At 65.8% G+C, this 26212-nt stretch carries 19 protein-coding genes; 17 read left to right on the top strand and 2 right to left on the bottom strand.

Features of this window, described 5'->3' with window-relative positions:
* The first annotated feature begins 100 nt into the window (after positions 1-100).
* The gene (locus MUB46_RS19745; RefSeq protein WP_261617682.1) at positions 101-826 is read left to right on the top strand and encodes a TerC family protein; all 726 of its coding nucleotides are present in this window, start codon (positions 101-103) and stop codon (positions 824-826) included.
* On the opposite strand, the gene MUB46_RS19750 is transcribed toward MUB46_RS19745, so the two are convergent.
* On the bottom strand, positions 827-1291 hold the full coding sequence (locus MUB46_RS19750) for an Lrp/AsnC family transcriptional regulator (RefSeq protein WP_261617683.1): 465 nt from the start codon (positions 1289-1291) through the stop codon (positions 827-829).
* 350 nt (positions 1292-1641) lie between these two features.
* Here MUB46_RS19750 and MUB46_RS19755 point away from each other — a divergent pair, with 350 nt between their 5' ends.
* The 15 genes from MUB46_RS19755 (at position 1642) to MUB46_RS19825 (ending at position 23769) form a co-directional block, all read left to right on the top strand.
* Complete coding sequence (locus MUB46_RS19755) at positions 1642-3981, top strand: transketolase (RefSeq protein WP_261617759.1); 2340 nt, start codon at positions 1642-1644, stop codon at positions 3979-3981.
* Positions 3982-4024: 43 nt separating this feature from the next.
* Entirely contained in the window at positions 4025-4999 is a 975-nt protein-coding gene (locus MUB46_RS19760) for a quinone oxidoreductase family protein (RefSeq protein ID WP_261617684.1), read from the top strand.
* 254 nt (positions 5000-5253) lie between these two features.
* Complete coding sequence (locus MUB46_RS19765; RefSeq protein WP_261617685.1) at positions 5254-9492, top strand: peptidoglycan-binding protein; 4239 nt, start codon at positions 5254-5256, stop codon at positions 9490-9492.
* 202 nt (positions 9493-9694) lie between these two features.
* The gene (locus MUB46_RS19770) at positions 9695-10615 is read left to right on the top strand and encodes a hypothetical protein (RefSeq protein WP_261617686.1); all 921 of its coding nucleotides are present in this window, start codon (positions 9695-9697) and stop codon (positions 10613-10615) included.
* Between the two features lie 108 nt (positions 10616-10723).
* The gene (gene uraH, locus MUB46_RS19775; RefSeq protein WP_261617687.1) at positions 10724-11071 is read left to right on the top strand and encodes a hydroxyisourate hydrolase; all 348 of its coding nucleotides are present in this window, start codon (positions 10724-10726) and stop codon (positions 11069-11071) included.
* A gap of 1 nt (position 11072) precedes the next feature.
* The gene (gene xdhA / locus MUB46_RS19780) at positions 11073-12563 is read left to right on the top strand and encodes a xanthine dehydrogenase small subunit (RefSeq protein WP_261617688.1); all 1491 of its coding nucleotides are present in this window, start codon (positions 11073-11075) and stop codon (positions 12561-12563) included.
* The gene (gene xdhB / locus MUB46_RS19785) at positions 12547-14880 is read left to right on the top strand and encodes a xanthine dehydrogenase molybdopterin binding subunit (RefSeq protein ID WP_261617689.1); all 2334 of its coding nucleotides are present in this window, start codon (positions 12547-12549) and stop codon (positions 14878-14880) included. The genes xdhA and xdhB overlap by 17 nt, the downstream gene beginning before the upstream one ends.
* Positions 14877-15878, top strand: a complete 1002-nt coding sequence (gene xdhC / locus MUB46_RS19790; protein WP_261617690.1) for a xanthine dehydrogenase accessory protein XdhC — start codon at positions 14877-14879, stop codon at positions 15876-15878. Before xdhB ends, xdhC begins: the two co-directional genes overlap by 4 nt.
* Positions 15879-16051: 173 nt before the next feature.
* The gene (locus MUB46_RS19795) at positions 16052-17614 is read left to right on the top strand and encodes an ABC transporter ATP-binding protein (RefSeq protein WP_261617691.1); all 1563 of its coding nucleotides are present in this window, start codon (positions 16052-16054) and stop codon (positions 17612-17614) included.
* A complete protein-coding gene (locus MUB46_RS19800) occupies positions 17604-18695 on the top strand; it encodes an ABC transporter permease (protein ID WP_261617692.1) in 1092 nt (363 codons plus the stop codon). The genes MUB46_RS19795 and MUB46_RS19800 overlap by 11 nt, the downstream gene beginning before the upstream one ends.
* A gap of 2 nt (positions 18696-18697) precedes the next feature.
* A complete protein-coding gene (locus tag MUB46_RS19805; RefSeq protein WP_261617693.1) occupies positions 18698-19618 on the top strand; it encodes an ABC transporter permease in 921 nt (306 codons plus the stop codon).
* 93 nt (positions 19619-19711) lie between these two features.
* Entirely contained in the window at positions 19712-20776 is a 1065-nt protein-coding gene (locus tag MUB46_RS19810; protein ID WP_425256289.1) for a BMP family ABC transporter substrate-binding protein, read from the top strand.
* Between the two features lie 65 nt (positions 20777-20841).
* Complete coding sequence (locus tag MUB46_RS19815; RefSeq protein ID WP_261617695.1) at positions 20842-22026, top strand: urate hydroxylase PuuD; 1185 nt, start codon at positions 20842-20844, stop codon at positions 22024-22026.
* 29 nt (positions 22027-22055) lie between these two features.
* Entirely contained in the window at positions 22056-22538 is a 483-nt protein-coding gene (gene uraD, locus MUB46_RS19820; protein ID WP_261617760.1) for a 2-oxo-4-hydroxy-4-carboxy-5-ureidoimidazoline decarboxylase, read from the top strand.
* Positions 22539-22551: 13 nt separating this feature from the next.
* Positions 22552-23769, top strand: coding sequence for an ArgE/DapE family deacylase (locus MUB46_RS19825; protein ID WP_261617696.1), 1218 nt, complete (start codon positions 22552-22554; stop codon positions 23767-23769).
* Here MUB46_RS19825 and MUB46_RS19830 read toward each other — a convergent pair.
* Positions 23753-24763, bottom strand: a complete 1011-nt coding sequence (locus MUB46_RS19830) for a GlxA family transcriptional regulator (RefSeq protein ID WP_261617697.1) — start codon at positions 24761-24763, stop codon at positions 23753-23755. The genes MUB46_RS19825 and MUB46_RS19830 overlap by 17 nt on opposite strands.
* A 173-nt stretch (positions 24764-24936) precedes the next feature.
* Between MUB46_RS19830 and MUB46_RS19835 the strand changes: the two genes are divergently transcribed.
* The gene (locus tag MUB46_RS19835) at positions 24937-26199 is read left to right on the top strand and encodes a sarcosine oxidase subunit beta family protein (protein ID WP_261617698.1); all 1263 of its coding nucleotides are present in this window, start codon (positions 24937-24939) and stop codon (positions 26197-26199) included.
* Positions 26200-26212: the final 13 nt, after the last annotated feature.

Consider the following 26212-nt stretch of genomic DNA (forward strand, 5'->3'; position numbering starts at 1 on the left):
ATCGCCGCGCGCGTTTTGTTAGGCTGCGAAGTCCTGATTCCGGGCCGGCCGCCCCTTGTGCCGGAGGGCGGTTGCCACCAGCCACGATGCGGAGCGTTCCATGATCGCGTTGCTGTCCGATCCCAATGCCTGGGCCGCGCTGGCCACCCTGACGGCCATGGAGATCGTACTCGGGATCGACAATGTCGTGTTCATCTCGATCCTGGTCAGCCGGCTGCCGGAGCACCGTGCCCGCATCGCGCGGCAGGTCGGCCTGGCATTGGCGCTGATCTTCCGCATTCTGTTTCTCTTCACGCTCACATGGCTGATGGGGCTTACCTCCACGCTGTTCGTCGTTTTCGGCGAGGCCGTGAACTGGCGCGACCTGATCCTGATCGCCGGCGGCCTGTTCCTGCTGGTCAAGGGCACGATGGAGATACACACCGGCATCGAGGGCGACGACCATTCGGCCGCCGCGTCGGCATCGGCCGCCTTCGCCGTGATCGTCGGCCAGATCATCGTCATCGATCTGGTGTTCTCGATTGACTCGATCGTCACCGCCATCGGCATGGCCCAGCACATCGAGATCATGGTCGCGGCGGTCATGATCGCCGTCGCCGTGATGTATCTGGCCTCCGGTCCGGTCTCCGAGTTCATCAAGGAACATCCCACGACCAAGATGCTGGCCTTGTCGTTCCTGCTCCTGATCGGCGTCGCCCTGATCGCCGACGGTGCCGGCTTCCACATTCCGCGCGGCTACATCTACTTCGCCATGGCGTTTTCGGCCGGGGTCGAGGTGATCAACGTGCTCGCGCGCCGCAATCGCCGTGCCCGGCGGGCGCAGTAGTCAGTCCGACAGCGCCGGATATACCGCCGTCTTCTTGATGGTGCCGAGGGCGAAACTCGTCTCGATGCTGCCGACACAGGGCAGGCGCGTGAGCCGCGTCTTGAGGAATCGCTCGTAGGCTTCGAGGCTCGACGCGACCACGCGCAGCAAATAGTCGCGCGTTCCCGTCATCAGATAGCAGTCGAGCACCTCTTCGCAATCGGCGATCGCCTTGTCGAACTCGCTAATTTCGTCCTCGGTCTGGCGCGTCAGCCGCACCGAGACGAAGGCGTTGATCGGCAGGCCGTAGCGGTCCTGGTCGACGGTTGCGGTATAGCCGCGGATCACGCCGTCGTCCTCGAGCTTGCGCAGCCGGCGCAGGCAGGGCGACGGCGACAGGCCGACTTTCTCGGCGAGCGCCTGGTTGGTGATGCGGCCGTCGGCCTGCAGTTCGCGAAGGATCTTGCGGTCGATTCTATCGATCATGATTGGGCTATCGTCTTTTGTCGCTTCATTGGAGTGCTGCGCAATTTTCTGCCAAATCGCTCAGCGATCGCGCCAAAGTTAGCAATTTAAAACCCCGCCGTCGCTGGCATTCCTTCAGGCATCAGCGTCAACGCGGCATCGGCTCTAGGGGGGGATGACGACGGCCAGAGGTTTCCAGCGCGACGGTGCCGGACCGTGCAGGTCGCCCGCCGTCGCCGTGTCGACCAAGGTCGCTACCGCGCTATAGTTTGTACCGACCCCTGTAGGAGGAGCGATCCGTGGCTGTTCGATCCAAGGCCCTGGCGGCAAAGGCGGGAAAGTCAGAGTTGCTCGATATCGCATCTCTGGAGATGCTCGAGCGAAAGATCCTGTGGCTGTCGTCCTGGATCATCCACAACGCCAACCATGTCCGGCACAATACCGACGGCCTCAAGGTCGGAGGCCATCAGGCGTCGTCGGCCTCGCTGTCGACGGTCATGGCCGCGCTGTTCTTCCGGGTGCTGCGTCCCGAGGACCGCATTGCCGTCAAGCCGCATGCCAGTCCCGCCTTCCACGCGATCCAGTACCTGTTTGGCCATCAGACCCGTGACAAGCTGGAGAATTTCCGCGGCTTCGGCGGTGTCCAGTCCTATCCTTCGCGCACCAAGGACACCGACGACGTCGATTTCTCGACCGGTTCGGTCGGCCTCGGCGTCGCGGTGACGGCGTTTGCCAGCCTGGCGCAGGACTACGTGCGCGCGCACGGCTGGATGCCCGACTGGCCGGAAGGCCGCATGGTCGCGCTCCTGGGCGACGCGGAGCTGGACGAAGGCAATATCTTCGAGTGCCTTCTCGAAGGCTGGAAACACGACCTGCGAAACTGCTGGTGGGTCATCGACTACAACCGCCAGAGCCTCGACTCCGTCGTCTCCGACGCCCTGTTCCAGAAGCATGCCGACGTGTTCCGCGCGCTCGGATGGGACGTCGTCATGATCAAGTATGGCAAGCTGCAGGAAGCGGCGTTTCAGAAGCCTGGCGGCGAGGCGCTGCGGCGCTGGATCGACGATTGCCCGAACATGCTCTATTCGGCGCTCGTCTTCCAGGGCGGCGGCGCTTTCCGCAACCAGCTGAAGGCAGACCTGTCGGACGAACCCGATACGCTGAAGATCATCGACGCTCTCGACGACGACAGCCTGCACAAGCTGATGACCAATCTCGGCGGTCACTGCATGGAGAGCGTGGTCGAGGCCTTCGAGTCCGCGCCCAGCGACAAGCCGGTGTGCTTCATCGCCTACACGATCAAGGGGCACGGACTGCCATTCCAGGGCCACAAGGACAACCACGCCGGCCTGATGACCAGGGAGCAGATGGAAGGCTTCCGCGAGGCCAACGGGATCGCGCCCGGCGAAGAATGGGAGCCGGCCGCCGGTCTCGGCCTGGGCAAGGCGGCGCTCGAGAAGCTGCTCGCCGCGGCGCCCTTCAACGCAAAGGGCCGGCGCAGGCTGGAGGCCGCTCATATCGATGTGCCGCACCTGCCATTGCCGACGATCCGCGGCGCCATGTCGACGCAGGAAGGCTTCGGCAAGATCCTCGACGGCATCGCCAAGTCCGATACCGAGCTTGCCGACCGCGTCGTGACCACGTCACCGGACGTTACCGTCTCGACCAATCTCGGCCCCTGGGTGAATCGCCGCGCCATCTTCGCCCGCGAGCCGCGCACTGACGTGTTCAAGGAACGCAAGCTCATGTCGGCGCAACGATGGGACATGAGCCCGACCGGACAGCACATCGAGCTCGGGATCGCCGAGAACAACCTGTTCCTCAATCTCGGCGCGCTCGGTCTGTCGCATTCCCTGTTCGGCGAGCGCCTGCTGCCCATCGGCACGCTCTACGATCCGTTCATCGCTCGTGGCCTCGATGCGCTGAACTACGCCTGCTACCAGGACGCCCGCTTCATCCTTGTCGCGACGCCGTCGGGCATCACGCTGTCGCCGGAGGGCGGCGCGCACCAGTCCGTCGGCACGCCGCTGATCGGCATGGCGCAGGACGGTCTGGCCTACTTCGAGCCGGCCTACGTGGACGAGCTCGCCGTCATCCTCGAGTGGGCCTTCAACTACATTCAGCGCGGCGCCAAGGCAGGGAAGGGCGACTGGCTCCACGAGCGCGAAGGCGGCTCGGTCTATCTGCGCCTGTCGACCCGGCCGGTCGACCAGCCGATCCGCGAGATGACCGACGACTTGCGCGAAGGCATCATTCAGGGCGGCTACTGGATGCGCCCGCCCGCCGAGGGCGCCGATCTCGCCGTCGTCTATACCGGCGCGGTGGCGCCGGAATCCGCCTCGGCGCTCGGACAGTTGCTGGAACTCTCGCCCGGTGCCGGGCTTCTGGCCGTGACGTCGGCCGACCGTCTCAATGCCGGCTGGCAGGCGGCGCAGAAGGCGAGGCAGATCGGCGAAGATCCGCCCCTCTCGCATGTCGAGCGGTTGCTGGAGCCGTTGTCGCGTGAAACCCGGCTGGTTACCGTGCTCGACGGCCACCCGGCGACGCTCTCCTGGCTGGGTGCCGTGCGCGGCCATCCGACGGAATCGCTGGGTGTCGAGCATTTCGGCCAAACCGGAACAATTCCAGACCTTTACCGTCAATACCGGATCGATCAGAAGGCCATCGTCGAGGCCGGCCTGTCGACCCTTCCGAAAGGTCGCCGCCGCTGATACGGTGCCCGCCACGGGGCGTGCGTAGCAAGGGAGGTGCGACATGGTTCAGGCGATACGGATCGAGGCGTGTGGCGGACCCGAGGTCATGAAATGGACCGAGGTCGAGCAGCCGAAGCCGGGGCCGGGCGAGGCGCTGGTCCGGCACAAGGCCGTCGGCCTCAACTTCATTGACGTCTACTTCCGCACGGGCCTGTACAAGGCTCCCTCGATGCCGCTCATACCGGGCAGCGAAGGGGCCGGCGACGTGATCGCCGTCGGGGAGGGCGTCACCGAGGTGGCGGTCGGCGACCGGGTTGCCTACGCGACGACCGTCGGCGCCTATGCCGAGGAGCGCGTGATCGCCGCCGATCGTCTGGTCAAGGTCCCCGATGGCATCTCCTATGAAACCGCGGCCGCGATGATGCTCAAGGGCATGACCGCGCGATACCTGCTGCGCCGCACGTTCAGGGTCGAGGCCGGTCAGACGATTCTGTTCCATGCCGCCGCAGGCGGCGTCGGCCTCATCGCCTGCCAGTGGGCGAACCATCTCGGCGCGACCGTGATCGGAACGGTCGGCTCGGAGGAGAAGGCCGCGCTCGCCAAGGCACACGGCGCCCACCATACGATCAACTACCGGACGGAAAATTTCGTTGACCGCGTCAAGGAGATCACCAACGGCGAAGGCGTCGAAGTCGTCTACGACTCGGTCGGCAAGGATACGTTCCCCGGGTCTCTCGATTGTCTCAAGCCGCTCGGCATGTGGGCGCTGTTCGGTCAGTCGTCGGGAACGGTGCCGCCGCTGGATCTCGGTATCCTCGCGCAGAAGGGATCGCTGTTCGCCACACGGCCGACATTGTTCACCTATGTCGCCAAGCGGGACGATCTGGTCGCGACCGCGAACGAACTGTTCGATGTCGTGAAGAGCGGCGTCGCGAAGATCGAGATCAACCAGACCTACGCGCTGAAGGACGCCGAACAGGCGCATCGCGACCTGGAGGGGCGGAAAACCACGGGCACGACGGTGCTGATCCCCTAGCGGAAGCGAACCCGCATTGTTAGCCCATGGCACGGTTGCGTTGCGCGCGGCCGCGAACAATGCGATTCAGATTGCCTTGAATCGGCCCCAACCACCCGTATAGTTGTTCAGGTCCGGGGGCTACGGACGGATCATTTGAGAGAGGCGGCGGGTCGATCGCGTCCTGCCGGGCATAATTGATGGCCCCCAGACTGAATCTCCAGTCACTCCGCATTATTGTCACAGGCGCGCTCTTCGCGTCCGGCGCCGGTATCGTGTCCGGTTCTTTGACGCCGGCCGGCGCGCAGGACGGCATCCTGTCTCCCGGCGACGCCATCATCACGCAATTCTCCGGCCTCACGACCGGTCCGACCGGCCAGCCTCTTCCCGATCCGAACGGCGCGACGGTCCGCGCCAACTCGATGGGCAATCCCGGATTTCCGGCAAACGGGTCGGTCTGGCCCACGCCCCCCGTGATGTTCTCGCTGACCGCGCGCGAAACCGGCCAGGTCTTCGGCATCGCCTATGACGACGCCGAGCCGGCCAATGCCTATGTGGCGGCGACATCCGTCTTCGGGCTCTATCGCAGTCCGACGGGCGAGGGCTGGGCCGGAGGCATGTGGGGCCCCGGCGGCGGCCCCGGCACCGTCTGGAAACTGGACGCCACCAACAACTACAGCCCCGTTCCGTTCTCGAACCTTCTCGGCGACGACGGCACGGAGAACGAAGGCCCGGGCCTTGGCGGCATCGCCTTCGATGCGTGGAACCAGCAGCTGTTCGTGTCGGACCTGCAGACCGGCCTGATACACCGGATCGCTCTCGATAGCGGCGAGACGCTGCAGACTTTCGACCACGGCCTCGACGGCCGCTCCTATTTCCTCGACGTCCCCTCCGGCGAATATCTGGTGCTCGACGTCATTCCCGACAGCGAGGAGACGACGCCGCGGTTCGACGACTGCACCGATGCGTCGGGCGCGACCGCCCGGTTCGAAGAAACGCCCGACTGCTGGAACTACGCAGACTTCCGCCGCCGGGTCTTCGGTCTCGGTGTCTATCGCGACCCGATTACGGATACGGTCCGTCTCTACTACGCGGTCTGGGGCGGTGCGGCGCTGGGAAGCGACGGCTGGGACACCGCCGGCGATGACGCGGCCACCACTATCTGGTCGGTCCTTCTCGATGGAAACGGCGGTTTCGACCTGACCGACGTGCGGCGGGAGTTCATCGTTCCGCCGCTGGTACCCGAAGTCGAAGGCGAGGGGCAGACGGAAGCGCCGGCCGTTACCGATATCGCGTTCTCCTCCGACGGCGGTATGCTGCTCGCCGAGCGCGGTCGCCCCGCGCCCGATTTCGACGTCAGTCCGCCGGTTCTCGTCGAGCCGGATTCCGCCCGCGTCCTGCTGTTCATCCGCAACGAGGACGGCATTTGGGAGAGCGAGGGCCGTTACGACGTCGGGTTCCCCGAACGCGGCCCCGACTCGCCGCCGCACATCCGCGCGAACGCCGCCGGCGGCGTGGCGCTTGGCAACGGCTATACCGAAACCGGCGACCTCGATCCCGAAGCCGTAGACGGTACCGTCTGGATGTCGGGCGCACCGCTGTGCGCGCCGAACGGGCCGTGCATCGACCGCCAGTCCGGTCAGGCGACCGTCAACGGTCCGATCAGCGGTTTCCAGGGGACGCCCGTCGCCAACACCGTGGAACTCGTGCCACCGGCAGCCGCACAGCCGGGCGCGAATACGTCCCGCCCGGCGACGCCGCCGGAGGGGCCGCTTTCCTCCTACATGGTCGCCGACGCCGACGGCGGCATTCTCGGCGGCATGGGCGATATCGCGATCTATCGGAGCGAACCGGTCAGCCAGATCGTCCAGGTGGTCGAGCCGACGCCGGAAATCGTCGAGGAACTGCCGCCGGAAGCGCTTCAGCCCGAAGCACCGCTGCCGGATCTCGCCGTCGCCAAGACCGGTCTCGGCTCCTGCGCCCCGGGCGGGGATTGCCTCTTCGAGATCTCGGTCACCAATGTCGGCCCGGTCGACTATTACGGTCCAATCGTCCTCACCGACACCATCAGTGCGCCCGGCGTGTCGCTTGCCGATGCCCAGCCGGAGCCGTGGTTCTGCTATCCGGCCGACGGTAACGTCTACTGCCAGCTACCGCCCGCGACGCTGGCGCCTGGCGAGACGACGGCCTTCTCGCTGACGCTGAGGCTGTCGAGCGGTTATTCCGACCCGCGCCTCAACAACTGCGCCGCCGTCACCTGGCTTGGACAGCAGGGGCGCGACCGCATCCGCGCGGTCCAGGCTGGTCTCCAGCAGGCCGGATTCGATCCCGGCTCCGCCGACGGCATCATGGGGCCGCAGACCGCGGCGGCGATCCGCGCCGCGGAAGGGGCCGCCGGCATGGCTCAGACGGGACAGATCACACCGGATCTCGTCGACTATCTGTTCGGCGAGTACGCCAGCCAGGACGGGGACGCGAGCCCGGCCAACGACCAAGACTGCGGTCTGATCCGGGTCGACGTGCCGCCGCCGCCGGCCCACCTGGTCCAGGTTTCCGGCTTCCACCGCCGCTTCGACTCGGTCAACCACAACCCGGCGACCAGCGCACCGTACGATTTCCACGATCCGGAGCTGTCGTTCTTCCATCGGACCTGGCGTTCCTCGCTGCACGACGCGACCGTCAGTGAGCCCATCCCGCTTCATCGCGTGGCCATGTCGCAGTTCCATCTGACCTGGGGGTCGGCGTTCCACGACAGCGTGTTCACCCAGTTCGTTCCGCTGCATTCCCCGGCATTGTCGGTCTTCCACGGCGCCAACCGGTCGGTCATGCACGACTTCCGCACGACCGGCTTCCTGGCAGCCCATCGCTTCGAGCTGTCCGGGTTCCACCGTGCCTGGAACTCGGCACGTCACGACGGCATCGTGACACGCGTGGCGCCGCTGCATTGGGTGCAGTTGTCCGCGTTCCATCGCCGTTTCGCGTCCGGCCTGCACGATCGCGCCGTCACCCGGATGCGCCCGCTGCACAATCCGGGGCTGTCGAACTTCCACAACTTCAACCAGTCGAACCTGCACGACCCGCTGACGTCACGGGTGCGCCCGCTGCACCAGCCCGGGCTTTCGACATTCCACCGCAACGCCATATCCGCGCAGCACAATCCGGCGACGTCAGTCAGGCGCCCGGGACATCTCAACAACATCTCCGGCTTCCATCGCAGCTACGCCTCGGCACAGCATGTTGCGCTGACGTCGCGGGTGCGCCCGCTGCACGGGACCGGACTGTCGAACTTCCACAGGAACAACCCGTCGGCCCTCCACGTCAATCGCACGACGCAGCGCCTGAACCAGCACGTCGGCACCCTGTCGCAGTTCCATCGCAACAACGTCTCGGGCCTGCACAATCCCACGACGTCGCGCGCCAGACCGACCCACGCCAACGGGATCTCCGCGTTCCACGGCACCAGCCCGTCGCGCCTGCACAACGCATCGACGTCGCGGGCGGCGCCGGTCCACGCGCAGGGTGTTTCGAGCTTCCACCGCAATACGGCGTCCGGCCTTCACAACTCGCGGACGTCCAACCGGGTTTCGCCGTCGCACCAGATGGGGCTGTCGAACTTCCACCGCAGCGGCAAGTCGACCCAGCACAACAACCGGACGTCGGGCGGCGTCTCGCCGGCGCATCAGCCGGCCGTGTCGAGCTTCCACCGCAACCGCGGCTCCGCGCAGCATCAGGGGCGCACATCGAAAGCAACCACCCCGTCGCACAATCAGGTTCAGTCTTTGGCGATCAAGGCGCCGAAGCAGCCTGTCCATGCGCCGGCGGTGTCGCGCGCGGGCAAGACGCCAGCACACAATCCGTCCGTGTCAGCGATCAGGCAGCAGCCGAAGACGCCCAGGCAACCTGCCCACAACCCATCCGTGTCGGCGATCAAACAGCAGCCGAAGGCGCCCAGACAGCCGGTCCACAGTCCGACCGTGTCGGCGGCAAGGCAGCAGCCGAAGGCGCCCAAGCAGCCGACCCACAATCCGTCCGTGTCGGCGATGAGGCAGCAGCCGAAAGCGCCCAAGCAGCCGGCCCACAATCCGGTCCAGTCGTCGGCCAGGCAGCAGCCCAAGGCACCCAAGCAACCGGCGCACAATCCATCCGTGTCGGCGATGAGGCAGCAGCCGAAGGCGCCCAAGCAGCCGGCCCACAATCCGGTCCAGTCATCGGCAAGGCAGAAGCCCAAGGCCCCCAAGCAACCGGCGCACAATCCATCCGTGTCGGCGATGAAGCAGCAACCGAAGGCGCCAAAGCAACCGGCCCATAACCGGTCCGTGTCGTCGGCCAGGCAGAAGCCGAAGGCGCCCAAGCAGCCGACCCACAATCCGTCCGTATCGGCGATGAGACAGCAGCCGAAGGCCACGAAACCGGCTCCCAGCAGACCGGCGCGGCAGAAGCCCACTCAGAAACAGCAGCCTCGGAAACAGCACGACAAGAAATTGTCGAGGCAACTTCAGAAGCTCGAAAAATAGGCTTCCTGCCTGACTAGGTGCATCGCCGTGCCGGATACCGGCCCTGTGAAACAGTGAATCTTGCGGAGTGGACCGCGTGCATAGCGTGAAATCGATAGTGCGTTCTCTGGCCGCGGCTGCGACGGTCGCGGTTCTGGCTGGATCCGCCCTAGCCGAACCGAATCCCGGTGAGCCTGGATATGGAGTCCAGTTCAACCAGCAGATGATCGATCGTCTGCGCGGCGCGCCGGAATTCAACATCGACGAGCCGATGGCCGCTTTCGCGCACGTTTTCGCCGCGCTTCCAGCGGACGTGATCGTTTATCCGACCGAGAACTACTTCTATTTCACATTCGTTTGGAGCGGCATGGAGTTTGCCGGCAACATGCGCCTGGACGTCGCCGATCGAGACGACGGGGTTCTGCATTTTGCCTATTTCAACAAGAACGAGCCGTGGAACGTCGAGATCCTCAGCAACTACCGGCCGCTCACCGAGAAGGAGGGGGTGAAGGTCGATCGGATCGACGACCTCCTCTACGCCGTCACCTATGACGGCAAGACCGTCCGTTTCCAATTAAACGACTTGAGAGACGTGGAAGCGCCGGACAGTGTCGTTTCTGAAGGTGACACGCTGCTTGGCCCGACATTCGACGAATCCGGCATCCCGTTCTTTCTCGTCTACAACGAACCGCGCAAGGCATTCCTGTTCGTCCTGAACGAGACGGAACTGCTGAATGACGTCTTGCTGCCCTACAATGAGGATCATCCGGCGCTTACCGTCGGTACCCGGACGGGTTTCGCCTTCTACGAGGATCGCTTTTCGCCCGAGCCGCGCAAGATCCTTGTCGGCGTGTATGCCGGCAATGTCGAAGCCAACAATTACTTCGACGGCCCCTTCGACCAGCTCCCCGACAATTTCATTCCCGGGGAGGAGCTGCGCGACGCCATCACGTCAAAATATCCGGAACTCGACGGCGAAATAGATCGCCTGGGCGCGTTCCGGTCGCAAGACGGACGCTTTCTCGTCAATCCCTACATCAACTACCGGTTCCCGGGCGAACTGGAGCAGTTCCTCCGGTGCGGCGACGTCGCGTTGGACGAGGAGAAGTTCTACGCCTGCCTGGCTCCGGTCGAAGGCCAATAGTTTTTCCACTTGGTCAAAGTTCGCGTTTGCAGCGCGCGCCGGCCCGCTCCATTATACCTTGCGTCTGCGCACGAAACGGGCGTTTCATGAATTGCGCAAAAGGTGAGCATGGGACGACTGACCACGCACGTCCTCGACACAAGCACGGGGCGGCCCGCCGGCGGGCTCACGATAGAGCTGTTTCGTAGCGGCCGGGATGAGGCCATTCTGACCGCAACAACCAACTCGGACGGGCGCCTTGATAGTCCGCTGCTCGAAGGCGCTCCGCTGACGCCGGGAGCGTACGAACTCCGCTTCCATGTCGCGGACTATTTCCGCGGTGCCGGCGTTACGCTCCCCGATCCGCCATTTCTCGATGTGGTGCCGATCCGGTTCGGGATCGCGGACGCGACCGCCCACTATCACGTTCCGCTTCTCATCTCCCCCTACGGCTATTCCACCTATCGGGGAAGCTGACATGCAGGCCGACCGTGACGCCATTCGCATTCTGCGCCGCGGCAAGACGGTCGAGATCCCCGATTTTTCGCCAACCGAGACGCTGCTCGATTATCTGCGCCTGCGCGACCACGCGATCGGGACCAAGGAGGGCTGCGCGGAAGGCGACTGCGGCGCCTGTACCGTCGCCATCGGTCGCCTCGACGGCAACGGCGGTGTCGTCTACCGGCCGGTCAATGCGTGCATCCACCTGCTCGGGATGGCGGATGGCGCCGAGGTCGTCACCGTCGAGGATCTGGCGACGGATGACCGTTTGCATCCGATCCAGCAGGCGATGGTGGACCACGACGCCAGCCAATGCGGTTTCTGTACCCCGGGCTTCGTCATGGCCCTGTTCGCGCTTTACCACCGAAGCAGCCCGGAAGAGTCGGGCAGGGCGGCGGTCAATGATGCGATCGCGGGAAACCTTTGTCGTTGCACGGGCTACAAGCCAATCGTCGCCGCCGCGCTGGAGGCCTGCAAGGCGCCTGCCCTCGATGGTTTCGGGACCATCGAAACGGCTCGAAAACTCGCCGGGTTGGATGACGACAAGTCACTTTTCGTCGGTGACGAGACCCGGTTTTTCGCAGCCCCGGCAACCATCGACGAACTCGCCTCGCTCTACGTGCTGCATCCCGACGCGACCCTGGTCGCCGGCGCAACCGACGTCGGCTTGTGGATCACCAAACAGATGCGTCCCATCGAGCGGGTCATACATCTGGGCCGTGTGGCAGCCCTCAACAGCATAGCCGATACCGGCGATGCCCTCGTCATCGGTGCCGCGACCACCTATGCCGAGGCGTGGGATGCGCTGACGGCACTCGATCCCGACATCGCCGAAGTCCTGCGCCGTCTCGGATCGCCGCAGGTGAGGGCGGCCGGTACTGTCGGCGGCAACATCGCCAACGGCTCGCCGATCGGCGACACGCCGCCGCTGCTGATCGTGCTCGGCTCCGAGATCACGCTGAGGCGCGGCGCCCAGACGCGTGTGGTCCCGCTTCAGGATTTCTTCATCGACTACGGCAAGCAGGACCGGGGACCAGGCGAGTTCGTCGAGTCCATCCATGTTCCCAAGCCCGGACCGCATACCCAGATCCGCGCCTACAAGATCTCCAAGCGCTTCGATCAGGACATTTCGGCCGTGCTCGCGGCATTCGCCTTCGATATCGTCGCCGGCGAAATCCGGGACGCGCGAGTTGCATTCGGAGGAATGGCCGGCATCCCCAAGCGGGCCGGCAGCGCGGAAGCCGCATTGAGAGGCGCCGGGCTGCGGGACTTCGACAGATGGACCGAGGCGTTCGACGCGCTGGTGTCGGATTTCACACCGATGAGCGATCATCGCGCCAGCGCCGGCTACCGGCTGCAGGTCGCCCGCAACCTGCTCTACAAGGCACTGGTCGAGGTTTCTGGCGCTGAAACGGGCACGACGCGCCTCGTCGGATATCGGGAGCACGATGATGCTCTTCGAACTTGACCCCTTCGACAACCCCACCGGTGAACTGCGATCGGTCCGCAAGGCCGTCCGCCATGACAGCGCGGAAAAGCACGTTTCCGGATCGGCGCTCTACGTCGACGACGTCGGCACACCGGCGGGCACGCTGCATGTCGCGGTGGGCGGATCGCCGAAAGCGCGCGGCCGGATCGCCAGGCTGGACCTGGACGCCGTGCGCGCCGCCCCGGGCGTGGTCACCGTTCTCACCGCCTCAGATATTCCCGGCCACAATGACGTGAGCCCCGTCGGGGCGGGCGACGACCCGCTGCTCGCGGACGGCCAGGTCCGGTTCCACGGCCAGCCGGTCTTTGCCGTTGTCGCGGAGACGCGCGACGCAGCGCGAGGGGCGACGCGACGGGCCAGGATCGAGATAGAGGACACCGAAGCGCACTTGACCGTCGAGACGGCCGAGGCCGCGGGCAGCCATATTTCCCCTGACTTCGAGATCGTTCGCGGTGACCCGGTGGAGGCATTCGGTGGGGCGCCGCACCGGCTGTCCGGCACGTTGGCGATCGGCGGCCAGGAGCACTTCTACCTGGAGGGGCAGGCGGCGCTGGCGATACCGCAGGAGGACGGCGACATGTATGTCCTGTCCTCGACCCAGCATCCCAGCGAAGTGCAGAAGGCGGTCGCCGACGTTCTGGGCATCGCGATCAACGCCGTCACATCGGAAGTGCGCCGCATGGGGGGCGGCTTCGGCGGCAAGGAATCCCAGGCGGGCCAATGGGCGTGCCTGGCCGCGCTCGCGGCCCGCGTCACCGGCAGGCCGTGCAAGCTGCGGCTCGATCGCGACGACGACATGATCATGACCGGCAAGCGCCACGACATGCTGGCGCGCTGGCGGGTCGGCCTTGGCGACGATGGCCTGCTGCGTGCGGTCGATATCACCTTTCTCGCCAGATGCGGTTTTTCCACGGACCTGTCGGACTCGGTCGTCGACCGTACGGCCTTTCACACGGACAACGCCTATTTCGTGCCGAACATCGCGGCGCGAACGAAACGCCTGCGCACCAACACGGTCTCCAACACCGCCTTCCGCGGCTTCGGTGGGCCGCAGGGGATCCTTGCGATCGAGCATGTCCTGGACCAGGCCGCCCATGCGCTCGGCCTCGACCCGTTCGATCTGAGGACGCGCAATCTCTACGGCCCGGACCGGGACGTCACGCCCTATGGCATGACGGTGTTCGACAACATCGCGCCGGACGTGATGGCGAAACTCGAGGAGGTGTCGGACTACCGAAACCGCCGACAGACGATCGCCGAGCACAACTCGACCGCGCCGCTCCTGCGCAGGGGCATCGCCATAACGCCCGTGAAGTTCGGCATCTCCTTCACCGCGACCCATCTCAACCAGGCCGGCGCCCTGGTGCATGTCTATACTGACGGCAGCGTCCATTTGAACCACGGCGGCACCGAGATGGGGCAGGGGCTTTTCATCAAGGTCGCGCAGGTTGTCGCCGACGAGTTCGGCATCGACCTCGATCACGTGAAGATCACCGCGACGACCACGGCAAAGGTGCCCAACACCGCGCCGACGGCGGCCTCGTCCGGCACCGACCTCAACGCCATGGCCGCCCGCGTGGCTGCGGCCCGGATCCGGGAGCGCCTCGCCGCGTTCGCCGCCGAGACCTATGACGGCGCGGCCGAAGACGTGCGGTTCCACGACAATCAGGTGATCGTCGGCAACCGCTCGGTGGCCTTTTCCGACCTCGCCCGGCAGGCGTTCATGGCCCGCGTTTCTCTGTCCTCGACAGGCTTCTATCGGACCCCGAAGATCCACTGGGACCGGAAGAAGGGGGAAGGGCGGCCGTTCTTCTATTTCGCCTATGGCGCGGCCTGTTCCGAGGTCACCATCGATACGCTGACCGGGGAATTGCGCGTCGACCGCGTCGACATCGTCCATGACGTCGGAAAGTCGCTCAATCCGGCAATCGACATCGGGCAGATCGAAGGCGGCTTCGTCCAGGGCATGGGCTGGCTCACGACCGAGGAACTGGTCTGGGACGACGAGGGGCGGCTGCGGACGCACGCACCCTCGACCTACAAGATCCCGACGGCATCCGACGTTCCCGCCGAGTTCAATGTCCATCTTCACGACGGCATCAACCGAGAAGAGGCGATCTACGGATCGAAGGCCGTCGGGGAGCCGCCGCTGATGCTGGCGACGTCTGTGCATTCGGCGATCTTCGACGCGATCGCGGGGCTCGCGCCCCCCGACAGCCGGATCCCGCTCGATGCGCCGGCCACTCCGGAGGCCATACTTCGCGCCATCACGACCATTCGGGAGGGGCGGCGATGACCGATGTCTGGACGCGCCTCTGCGGGATTGTCGAGGAAGACGGCAAAGCCGCGCTCGTCACTGTGCTGGCCATCCGCGGCTCGGCCCCCCGGGAAGCCGGTGCCCGCATGGTCGTTTCGGCCGACAATCGGTTCGCCGGCACGATCGGCGGCGGGCAGCTCGAGTGGGAGGCGATCCAGCTCGCGGCCGGGAGGTTGAGGGGCGGCGCGACAACGCTGTGCCTGACCGATTTCGCTCTGGGCCCCGATCTCGGCCAGTGCTGCGGCGGCCGGGTCGAAATCGCCGTGGAGATGTACGCCCGAGCCGATCTGCCCGAGATCCGGACGTACTCGGGCCTCGAGGCGAGCGGCGGCTTCTCATGCGAGACGCGGTTCGACGAAACGCAATCACACGCCTGGCGGGGCCTGTCGGAAGAGCCGCCGTCCGACGACGCTGGCATCGTCGCCCTCAATCCGTCGACGCGCCTCTACCGGGAGACCTTCACGGACGCCCGACAACCCGTCTTGCTGTTCGGCGCCGGTCACGTCGGGCGCGCCGTCGTGCTGGCGCTGGCGCCGCTGCCCTTCCGCGTCACCTGGATCGACGGCCGCGCCGATGCCTTCCCGAAAGCAACGCCTCGGAACGTGAGCGCCGTGCGCGCGCAGAAGCCGGCGGGCCTCGTCGCGGACGCGCCCGCCGGCGCCTTCGTGCTGATCATGACGCACAGCCATCCGCTCGACCTGGAGCTCGCCCGGGCGGCGCTGGCGCGGGCCGATCTGCCCTATGTCGGCGTCATCGGCAGCGACACCAAGCGGGCCCGTTTCCTGAAGCGCCTGGCGGAATCCGGCCTCGACGCCGGCGCGCTGAGACGGTTCAGGTGCCCCATCGGCATCGACGGCATAGACGACAAGGCGCCATCGGTCATCGCCACCTCGGTTGCCGCCGAGCTTCTGCTCACGAGGCAGACACTTACGAAAGTCGCGGTGGACAAGACAGCTGCGGAGGACGCCTATAGATAACGTGCGAATGTCACTTTATGCATTCAAAACAGCTGCATGAGAAAGCTTGTTCAATCAATTTATTGATTGGCGCTGAGGGGGCACGGCCTTGCGGGACATGATACCCTTGGTCGAACGTGAGATGGATCGTCGGCACGCCGAAAGGAACGCCGCGACGGGGAGGGGTGGAACGCATGTCCGGGGCGGACATCACTGATAGCGACGACGGTCCGTTGCTCGAGGCGCGCGGCATCACCAAGCATTTCGGCACGGTGATCGCCAACGATACGGTCGACCTCGTCGTTCGGGAGGGCGAGATCCACGCCCTGCTCGGCGAGAACGGCGCCGGCAAGTCGACCCTGGTCAAGATCCTCTACGGCATTCTCGAACCGAACGGCGGCGACGTGCTGTGGCGCGGCCGGCCGGTCCGCCTCCGCGCGCCCTCCGACGCCCAGGCGCTCGGCATCGGCATGGTGTTCCAGCACTTCTCGCTGTTCGAGGCGCTGACCGTGGCCGAGAACATCGCACTCGCCTTGCCAAAGGGCACCCCGGTCCGCGATGTCGCAAGCCGCGTCCGCGAGATCTCCCGCGACTATGGCCTCCCGCTCGACCCGAACCGCCACGTCTATTCGCTGTCGGTCGGCGAGCGCCAGCGCATCGAGATCGTCCGCTGCCTGATGCAGAACCCGCGGCTCATCATCATGGACGAGCCGACCGCCGTCCTGACCCCGCAGGAAGCGGACAAGCTGTTCGATACGCTCGTCCGCCTCGCGACTGAAGGCTGTGCCATCCTCTATATCAGCCACCGGCTGGAGGAGGTGAAACGCATCTGCTCGACGGCCACGGTCCTGCGGCGCGGCAAGGTGGTCGCGACCTGCGATCCCGGCCGCGAAACGGCGGCGACGCTGGCGCGCATGATGGTCGGGGCCGACATCGCGGAAGTGAAGCCGCCGGGCAAGCACGAGCTCGGTCCCGTGCGCCTCAAGGTCGACCGCCTGTCTTCCACGCCCGAAGATCCGCTGGGGACGGCCTTGCGCGACATCTCCTTCGAGGTGCGCGGGGGCGAGATCCTCGGCATCGCCGGGGTGGCGGGCAACGGCCAGGAGGAGTTGTTCCAGGCGCTCGCCGGCATTGTCCCGGCCTCGCGACCCGACACCGTCACCATCGACGGCAATGCGGTGGGACGCGCCGACATCAACGCACGCCGGAAGCTGGGCGCCGCCTTCGCGCCGGAGGAACGGATCGGCGAGGCGGCCGTCGCCCGCTTCAAGCTCTCCGACAACGTGCTCCTGTCCGGCCACGCGACCGAACACCTCGTCGGCAACGGGATCATCAATTCGCGGACGGCGAAGGCCTATGCCGCCGAGATCATCCAGCGTTTCGACGTGCGGGTCGGCAGTCCGGATCCGGAAGCCGGCAGCCTGTCCGGAGGGAATCTGCAGAAATTCGTTGTCGGCCGCGAGATGCGGCGCGATCCCGGCGTCTTCGTGCTGAGCCAGCCGACCTGGGGTGTCGACGCGGGCGCGGCGGCCGTCATCCGGCAGGCGCTGATCGATCTGGCGGCGGCGGGCAGCGCCGTGGTGGTGATCTCGCAGGACCTCGACGAGATCTTCCAGATCGCCGACTCCATCGCCGCGATCTCGCACGGCCGGTTGTCCGCCGCGCACCCGGCCCGCGACATGTCGATGGAGAAGGTCGGCCTGTTGATGGGCGGCGTCCACGCCTCCGAGCCGACGGAGGACAGCGATGCGGCTTGAACTGGAACGCAGGCCGGCGCACTCGCAGCTGATGACCGTGCTGTCGCCGGTCATCGCCATCGGCCTGACGCTGATCGCCGGTGCGATCCTGTTCCTGCTCGCCGGGATAAGCCCGGTCGACGGTCTCTATACCTATTTCATCTCTCCGGTCACGAGCGCCTATTCGGCCCAGGAAGTGCTGGTGAAGGCCTCGCCGCTGATCCTGATCGCGCTGGGCCTGGCGCTCTGCTTTCAGGCCAATGTCTGGAACATCGGCGCGGAGGGGCAGTACACGCTTGGCGCGGTCTTCGGCGGATGGCTGGCGCTGGCGCTCGCCGACGTGGATACACCGCTCGTGCTGGTCGTGGTTCTGCTCGCCGGCATCGTCGGCGGCATGCTCTGGGCGGCGATCCCTGCGCTGCTCAAGACCGTGTTCCGCGCCAACGAGATCCTGACCAGCCTGATGCTGACCTACGTGGCGCTGCTGCTCATCGACTACCTGGTCCGCGGCCCGCTGCGCGACCCGGCAGGCTACAATTTCCCCGAAAGCGCGCTGTTCTCCTCCGCCGCGACGCTGCCCGGGTTGAGCTCGGGTGGCCGGCTTCATCTCGGCGTCCTGTTCGCGTTCGTCCTGGCGATCATCATGGCCTTTGCCCTGCCGACGACCCTTAAGGGCTTCGAGATACGCACGGTCGGCCAGGCGCCCAGGGCGGCCCGTTTCGCCGGGTTCGGCGACAAGGGCATGGTGTTGTTCGTGTTCCTGGCCTCCGGCGGGCTCGCCGGCCTTGCCGGCATCGCCGAGGTGTCGGGCACGCTCAACCAGCTTCTGCCGACCATTTCGCCCGGCTATGGTTTCACCGCCATCATCGTCGCCTTCCTCGGCCGGCTCAATCCGATCGGCATCGTCTTCGCCGGCCTCGTCATGTCGATTTCCTTCATCGGCGGCGAAGCAGCGCAGATCCGCCTCGGCCTGCCGCTCGACGTCGCCAAGGTGTTCCAGGGCATCCTGCTGTTCTTCATCCTGGCCTGCGACACGCTGATCTATTACCGGCTGCGGCTCTATCGGCCCCGGGCGGTCCCGGCCGGCGACGCGAGGACATGACCATGGGCTGGCTGGAACCCCTGATCCTCACCGTCATCACCGCCTCGACGCCGCTTCTCCTGGCGGCGATCGGCGAACTCGTGGTCGAGCGCTCCGGTGTCCTCAATCTCGGTGTCGAGGGCATGATGATCATGGGCGCCGTCTGCGCCTTCGCCATCGCCGTGGAAATGGACAGCGGCCTTCTCGGCATCATCGCCGGGGCCCTGGCGGGCGCTGGCCTGTCGGTGATCTTCGCGGTCCTGACCGTCTCCTTCGCCACCAACCAGGTTGCCACCGGCCTCGCGCTCACCCTGTTCGGCATCGGCGTATCCGGCGTCATCGGCGACGGCTATGTCGGCGTCGACCGCGCTCCGCTGCCGAAATTGGATTTCCCGGGACTGAGTGATGCGCCGTTCATCGGCCCGGTCGTGTTCGGGCAGGACGCGCTGGTCTATGTGTCCTTCGCGCTGGTGTTCGGTGTCGCCTGGTTCCTGCGCAGGACGCGTACGGGTCTCACCCTGAGGGCGGTCGGCGACAACCACAACTCCGCCCATTCGCTGGGGCTGCCGGTCGCGCGGGTGCGCTATCTGGCGATCCTGTTCGGCGGTGCCTGCGCGGGCCTGGCCGGTGCCTATCTATCGCTGTCCTACACCCCGCTATGGGTCGAGGAAATGACGGCGGGCAGGGGCTGGATCGCGTTGGCGCTGGTGGTGTTCTCCTCATGGATACCGTGGCGGGCGATCGTCGGTGCCTATCTATTCGGCGCCATCACCATCCTGCAGTTCCACGCCCAGGGTGCGGGTATCGGCATCCCCTCCCAGCTGATGTCGTCGCTGCCCTATCTGGCGACCATCGTCGTGCTGGTCGTCATTTCCTACGAACGCACGCGGGCGCGCGCCAACACGCCGCTGTGCCTCGGCGTCCCGTTCGTGCCCGACAGGTGAGGTGAACCGGAAAGCGGAATTATACGGCGGATCGCCACGGCCACGGTCGCGCCGGACAGATTGGAAGAATGGCCCGTTCAACAGAGGAGTTGCGTGATGAAAAGACTGCTACTCGCTGCCGCCGCGCTGGGATTGAGCCTGGCAGCGGCGCACGCTCAGGACAAGACCAAGGCCGCCTGGGTCTATGTCGGCCCGATCGGCGATTTCGGCTGGTCCTACCAGCACAATCAGGGGCGCCTCGCCGTCGAGAAAGCGCTCGGCGACCAGATCGAGACGTCCTATGTCGAGAATGTCGAGGAAGGACCGGACGCCGAACGCGTCATCAACCAGCTTGCCGCCGACGGCAACGCGATCGTCTTCACCACCTCGTTCGGCTTCATGAACCCGACGGTCAAGGTGGCCGGCCGGTATCCGGACGTGAAGTTCGAGCATGCCACGGGCTACAAGCGCGCCGAGAACCTCGGCACCTATTCGGCCCGCTTCTACGAAGGCCGCTACGTGATCGGCAAGATCGCCGGCCGCGTGAGCGAGAGCGCCATCATCGGCTACATCGTCTCCTTCCCGATCCCCGAGGTGGTGCGCGGCATCAACGCATTCATGCTCGGGCTGCAGTCCGTGCGTCCCGACGCCCAGGTCAAGATCATCTGGGTCAATTCCTGGTTCGATCCGGGCAAGGAGGCAGACGCGGCCAAGGCGCTGATCGACCAGGGCGCCGACATCATCGTCCAGCACACCGACTCGCCGGCCGCCATGCAGGTCGCCCAGCAGCGCGGCATCCATGCCTTCGGCCAAGCCTCGGACATGATCCAGTTCGGCCCGGATGCCCAGCTGACCGCTATCGTCGACGATTGGTCGGTCTACTACACCAATCGCGTCAAGGCCGTGCTCGACGGTACCTGGAAGGCGGACGACACCTGGGGCGGCTTCGCGGAAGAGATGGTCCTGATGGCGCCCTACACGAACATGCCCGACGATGTCGCCAAGGAAGCCGCCGAAACCGAGGAAGCGATCCGTTCGGGCAAGCTGCATCCCTTCACCGGGCCGATCTACAAGCAGGACGGTACGCTCGCCGCCAAGGAAGGCGAGGTGATCGGCGACGAGGCGCTGCTCGGCATGAACTGGTACGTGAAGGGCATCGACGACAAGCTGCCGAACTAGATGCGCTGACTTGAGGAAAACCGGGCGCCGGGATCGACCCGGCGCCCGACAACGCCCGGATCGCCATGCTCGTCTTCCTCGTCGACTGGCTGAACCTGCTGGTGCGGTGGGCCCATTTCGTCTTCGGGGTGGGGTGGATCGGCGCATCCTTCTATTTCGTCTGGCTGGACCTCAGCCTGCGCCAGCGCGAGAAGATGAACCCCGGCGTCTACGGAACGTCGTGGCTGGTGCACGGCGGCGGGTTCTATCATGTCGAGAAATACTCGGTCGCGCCGGCCAGGCTGCCGGAGGACCTGCACTGGTTCATATGGGAAGCCTATCTGACCTGGGTCACGGGCTTCGCCCTCCTGATCCTTCAGTATTATTTCAACGCCACCGCCTATCTGATCGATCCGCAGGTCCTCGACCTCGCGCCACGCGAGGCGATCGCCATTTCGGTCGCAAGCCTGGCGGCCGGCTGGCTGATCTATGACGGCCTGTGCCGCTCTCCGATCGGCAGCAACCCGGCACTGCTCGGTCTCGCCGTTTTCGCCGAGGTGTGCCTCGCCGCCTATCTGTACAGCCACGTCTTCTCCGGCCGCGCCGCGCTGATCCATGTGGGCGCGCTGGTTGGCACGATGATGGCCGCCAACGTCTTCATGGTGATCATCCCCAACCAGCGGAAGATGACGGCCTCGCTGTTGCAGGGGGAGGATCCCGATCCGAGGCTCGGTCAGATCGGCAAGCAGCGCTCGACGCACAACAACTACCTGACCCTGCCGGTGCTGCTGATGATGGTCAGCGGTCACTATCCGATGCTCTACAGCCATCCGCACACATGGCTGATCGTCGCCTTCATCCTGGTGATCGGCGCCATGGTGCGCCATTTCATCAACCGTGCAGATGCCGGCGACGCGTTCCCGACCTATTCTTGGGCGCTGCTGGTGGCGGCCCTTGGCCTCGTCGGCGCGATCTTCCTGACACAGCCGGAACCGCGATCGCAGACCGCTATCGCCGTGCCGAGCGATCGGGACGTGCTGGCGATCCTCGACAAGCACTGCGTCATGTGCCATTCGCCGCAGCCCTCCCACGATGGTTTCGAGGTGCCGCCGGCCGACGTCGCGCTCGACACGATCCCCGACCTTCGCCGCTTCGCCGAGCGGGTGATGGCGCAGGCGGTACGCGGCGACGCCATGCCGCTGGGCAACGAAACCGGCATGACCGACCAAGAGCGTGACCAGCTTGGCGCCTGGATCGAGGATCGGCAGTGACGCGACTATCCGTTGCCGACGTGAACGCCATGGATCCGGCCGCCTTCGTCGCCGCCTTCGCCGACATCGCCGAACATTCGCCCTGGGTCGCGGAACGGGCCGCGGCCGAACGGCCCTTCAGGGATCGCTCGGCAGTCGTCGACGCCTTCGCGCGGGCAGTCCGTTCCGCCGACGCGGACGATCGCCTCGCGCTTCTGCGCGCCCATCCCGATCTTGCCGGCCGCGCCGCGATCGCCGGCCAGATCGGTGCCGACTCCCGCTCGGAGCAGGCCGGGGCAGGACTGGACCGCCTGACGGCGGACGAATTCACCCGCTTCACCGAGATGAACACAGCCTACCGCGACCGCTTCGGCTTCCCGTTCATCCTGGCCGTGCGCGGCGCCACGAAGCACGACATCCTCGCGGCTTTCGAAGCGCGGATCGACAACGACCGCGCGGGCGAATTCGAAACCGCGCTCGAACAAGTATGCCGTATCATGCGGTTCCGGCTCGAAGACCGGATCGCGGAGTGAAGGGAGGCCGGACATGACCGACGCAATAGAAGACAACTGGACCGACGAAGTCGCCTTCCTCAAGGAGCTGGTGCGCATTCCGAGCGACAACCCGCCCGGCGACTGTGTCCGCCACACCGAACGGGCCGCCGTCATTCTCGAAGAGCTCGGCTTCGAGGTCGAGCGCCATCCGGTTCCTGCCGATCTCGTCGAACAGCACGGCATGAAGAGCGTCGAGAACCTGATCGTGCGCCGCCGCTTCGGCGCGGGCACGGGGCCAACGGTCGCGCTCAACGCCCATGGCGACGTGGTGCCGCCCGGCGACGGCTGGACGGTCGATCCCTATGGCGCCGAGGAGAAGGACGGAGCGATCTATGGCCGCGGTGTCGCGGTCTCGAAATCCGACTTCGCCACCTATGCCTTCGCTTTGAAGGCGCTCGAAGCCGACCCGGACGGCCTCGACGGCACGATCGAGCTGCACCTGACCTACGACGAGGAAACCGGCGGCTATGTCGGGCCGAAATGGCTTCTCGATCAGGGCCTCACGAAGCCGGACTACGCCATCTCCGCGGGGTTCTCCTACGCGATTACAACCGCCCACAACGGATGCTTGCATCTGGAAGTGACCGTGCGCGGCCGGCAGGCGCATGCGGCCATGCCGGAATCCGGCATCGATGCGCTGGAGGCGGCGAACGCGATCCTGACCGCTCTCTATCAGGAACGCCATTCCCTCGGCGGCATCGAGAGCGCGATCCCGGGTATCGGCTCGCCCAAGCTGACTGTCGGCCTGATATCGGGCGGCATCAACACCAATGTCGTGCCGGATCGCGTGACATTGCGCATCGACCGGCGGATCATTCCCGACGAAGTCGGCACGGAAGTGGAATCGAAGCTGATCCACCTGATCGAGTCCGCCGCGAAGGCCATCCCCGGGGCCGTCGTGGAATGTCGCCGGATCATGCTCGCCGAGCCGTTGCGCGAGTTGCCCGGTTCCGAAAGACTGATCACGGCGCTGCAGACGCCGGCTCGCAGGGTTCTCGGCGTCGACGTTAAGCCGACGGGCGTTCCGCTCTATACCGATGCGCGCCATTACACGGCAGCCGGAATACCGACGGTGCTCTACGGCGCAGGCCCGCGGTCGATCCTGGAGGCCAATGCGCACGGCGCCGACGAGCATCTGCAACTCGGCGATCTGAAGGCAGCAACGCAAATCGTCTCCGAAGCGCTGAGGACGCTCATTTCCCGCCGCTAGCGCCGTGTGGCTCCGTTCGCTCGCCGGCCATGACGGCGATCCGACGCGTCGCCGAGGGCGTCTGCACGAAGGCCTGCCGGTAGCACTGGGAAAAATACGAACTCGACGTGAACCCGGTCGCAACCGCCACGTCGAGGATCGGAACGTTCGTATGCAGAAGCAGATCCCGGGCCCGCTCCAGCCGCAGCCGCATGTAGTAGCGCGCCGGCGTCACCTGCAGATACCGCTGGAACAGCCGCTCGAGCTGGCGGGCCGAAAGCCCGGTCCGGTAGGCAATGGTGGCGGTCGCCAGCGGCGCCTCGAGATGGCTCGTCATGATCTCGATCGCCATGCGCAGCTTGCCGGGCAGGGGATGCAGGAAGGTCTGGTTCCCCAGCCGCTGTTCTTCGTCGGCCGGCCGGATGCGGTCATGCTGAAGCTGGTTCGCGATCGCCGCCGCGAGATCGGCGCCGTGCTGGCGGGTGACGATCTGGAGGATCAGGTCGACGGAGGCGGCGCCGCCGGACGTCGTGTAGCGGTCGCGGTCGATCTCGTAGACCTTCGCGGTGCAGTCGATACCAGGGAACATTTCCATGAACGCCGGACGGTTTTCCCAGTGCACCGTGCAGCGATAGCCGTCGAGAAGTCCGGCGCTGGCCAGGAGGAACGTCCCGGTCGACAGGCCGCCGAGGGCGACGTTGGCCCGGGCCACACGCTGCAATGCGGCGTGATAGGCGCTCAGTGGATCCGGCAGCGGCACCAGACCGGCGCAGATGAAGAACAGATCGGCGCGTTCGGCGACATCGAAACCGCCCTGGCACTCGATGCGGATGCCATTGGATGCCGTCACCGGCCCGCCGTTCAACGACAGCAGTTGCCAGCGATAGACGTCGCGGCCAAGCAGTCGATTGGCGATGCGCATCGTGTCGATCGCGGCAACCTCGCTCATCAGCGAGAAGCGCTCGACCAATCCGAAGGCGACGACGTATGGTTCGTTTTCTGGTGCCTGGCTCAAGGGCGCCTCACTCAGCGTCAAATACCCGATAGTGCCGCCGTCGCCGCGTTGCAAGCGACAGGCGTCGCGTTGACGTTGGCAGCCTGTCGGAATCGCGATGCCCGGGGAACCCGGTATCTGCCATCAATTCACAGTATGATTGACGGGCGCGTTACGCCTGACGGGAAGATCACGTGGCCGAGTACTCCGTTTTCTCGCTGATCGCCAATGCCCTGACCGGCAACCGGTCGTGGAAGCCGGCATGGCGGGCGGCAACACCGAAGCCGCGCTACGACGTCATCATCGTGGGCGGCGGCGGCCACGGACTGGCGACCGCCTACTACCTGGCCAAGGAACACGGCATCACCGATGTCGCGGTCCTCGAAAAGGGCTATGTCGGCGGCGGCAATGTCGGGCGCAACACCACGATCGTCCGCTCCAACTATCTGCTGCCGGCCAATTCGCATTTCTACGAGTGGTCGATGAAGCTGTGGGAAGGGCTGTCCCACGACCTCAACTACAACGTCATGTTCTCCCAGCGCGGTGTCCTGAACCTGGCCCATTCGCCGGCACAAATGGATGCCTACGCCCGGCGCGGCAACGCGATGCGGCTCGCCGGCATCGATGCGGAGCTTATGACCCGCGAGGACGTCGCCAGGTTCGTTCCCGATCTCGATGTGTCGCCGGATGCCCGATTTCCGGTCCACGGCGGCCTGCTGCAGCCGCGCGGCGGCACGGCGCGTCATGATGCCGTCGCGTGGGGATTTGCCCGCGGTGCCGACCGGCGCGGTGTCGATATCATCGAGAATTGCGAGGTCATCGGATTCCTGCGCGACGGGACCGGCCGCATCACCGGCGTAGAGACGACACGCGGTGAGATAGGCGCCGGCAAGGTCGGCGTCGCGGTCGCCGGCTCGACCAGCCAGGTCCTGAGCCTGGCCGGCATCCAGCACCTGCCGATCGAAAGTCACGTCCTGCAGGCGTTCGTCTCCGAGCCGCTGAAACCGCTGCTCGATACCGTCGTCACATTCGGCGCCGGTCACCTCTACATCTCACAGTCCGACAAGGGCGGCCTTGTCTTCGGCGGCGATATCGACGGCTACAACTCCTATGCCCAGCGCGGCAATCTTCCCATCGTCGAGGATGTTGCCAGTCTGCTGCTGACCATGTTCCCGTCCTATGGCCGGTTGCGGCTTCTGAGAAGCTGGGGCGGCATCATGGACATGTCGATGGATGGCAGCCCAATCATCACCACCGGGCCGCTGCCGGGCATGTATCTCAATTCCGGCTGGTGCTACGGCGGCTTCAAGGCGACACCGGCCTCGGGCTGGTGTTTCGCCTGGACGATCGCCAGGGACGCCCCGCACGACCTCAATGCCGCCTTCACGCTGGACCGGTTTCACAGTGGCGCGGTCATCGACGAGCGCGGTGCCGGGCCCGTGCCGTGGCATCACTGAGGGGCTGAGAGAC

It is taken from the genome of Microbaculum marinisediminis, from assembly GCF_025397915.1.
In the GTDB taxonomy this organism is placed as follows: Bacteria; Pseudomonadota; Alphaproteobacteria; order Rhizobiales; family Tepidamorphaceae; genus Microbaculum; species Microbaculum marinisediminis.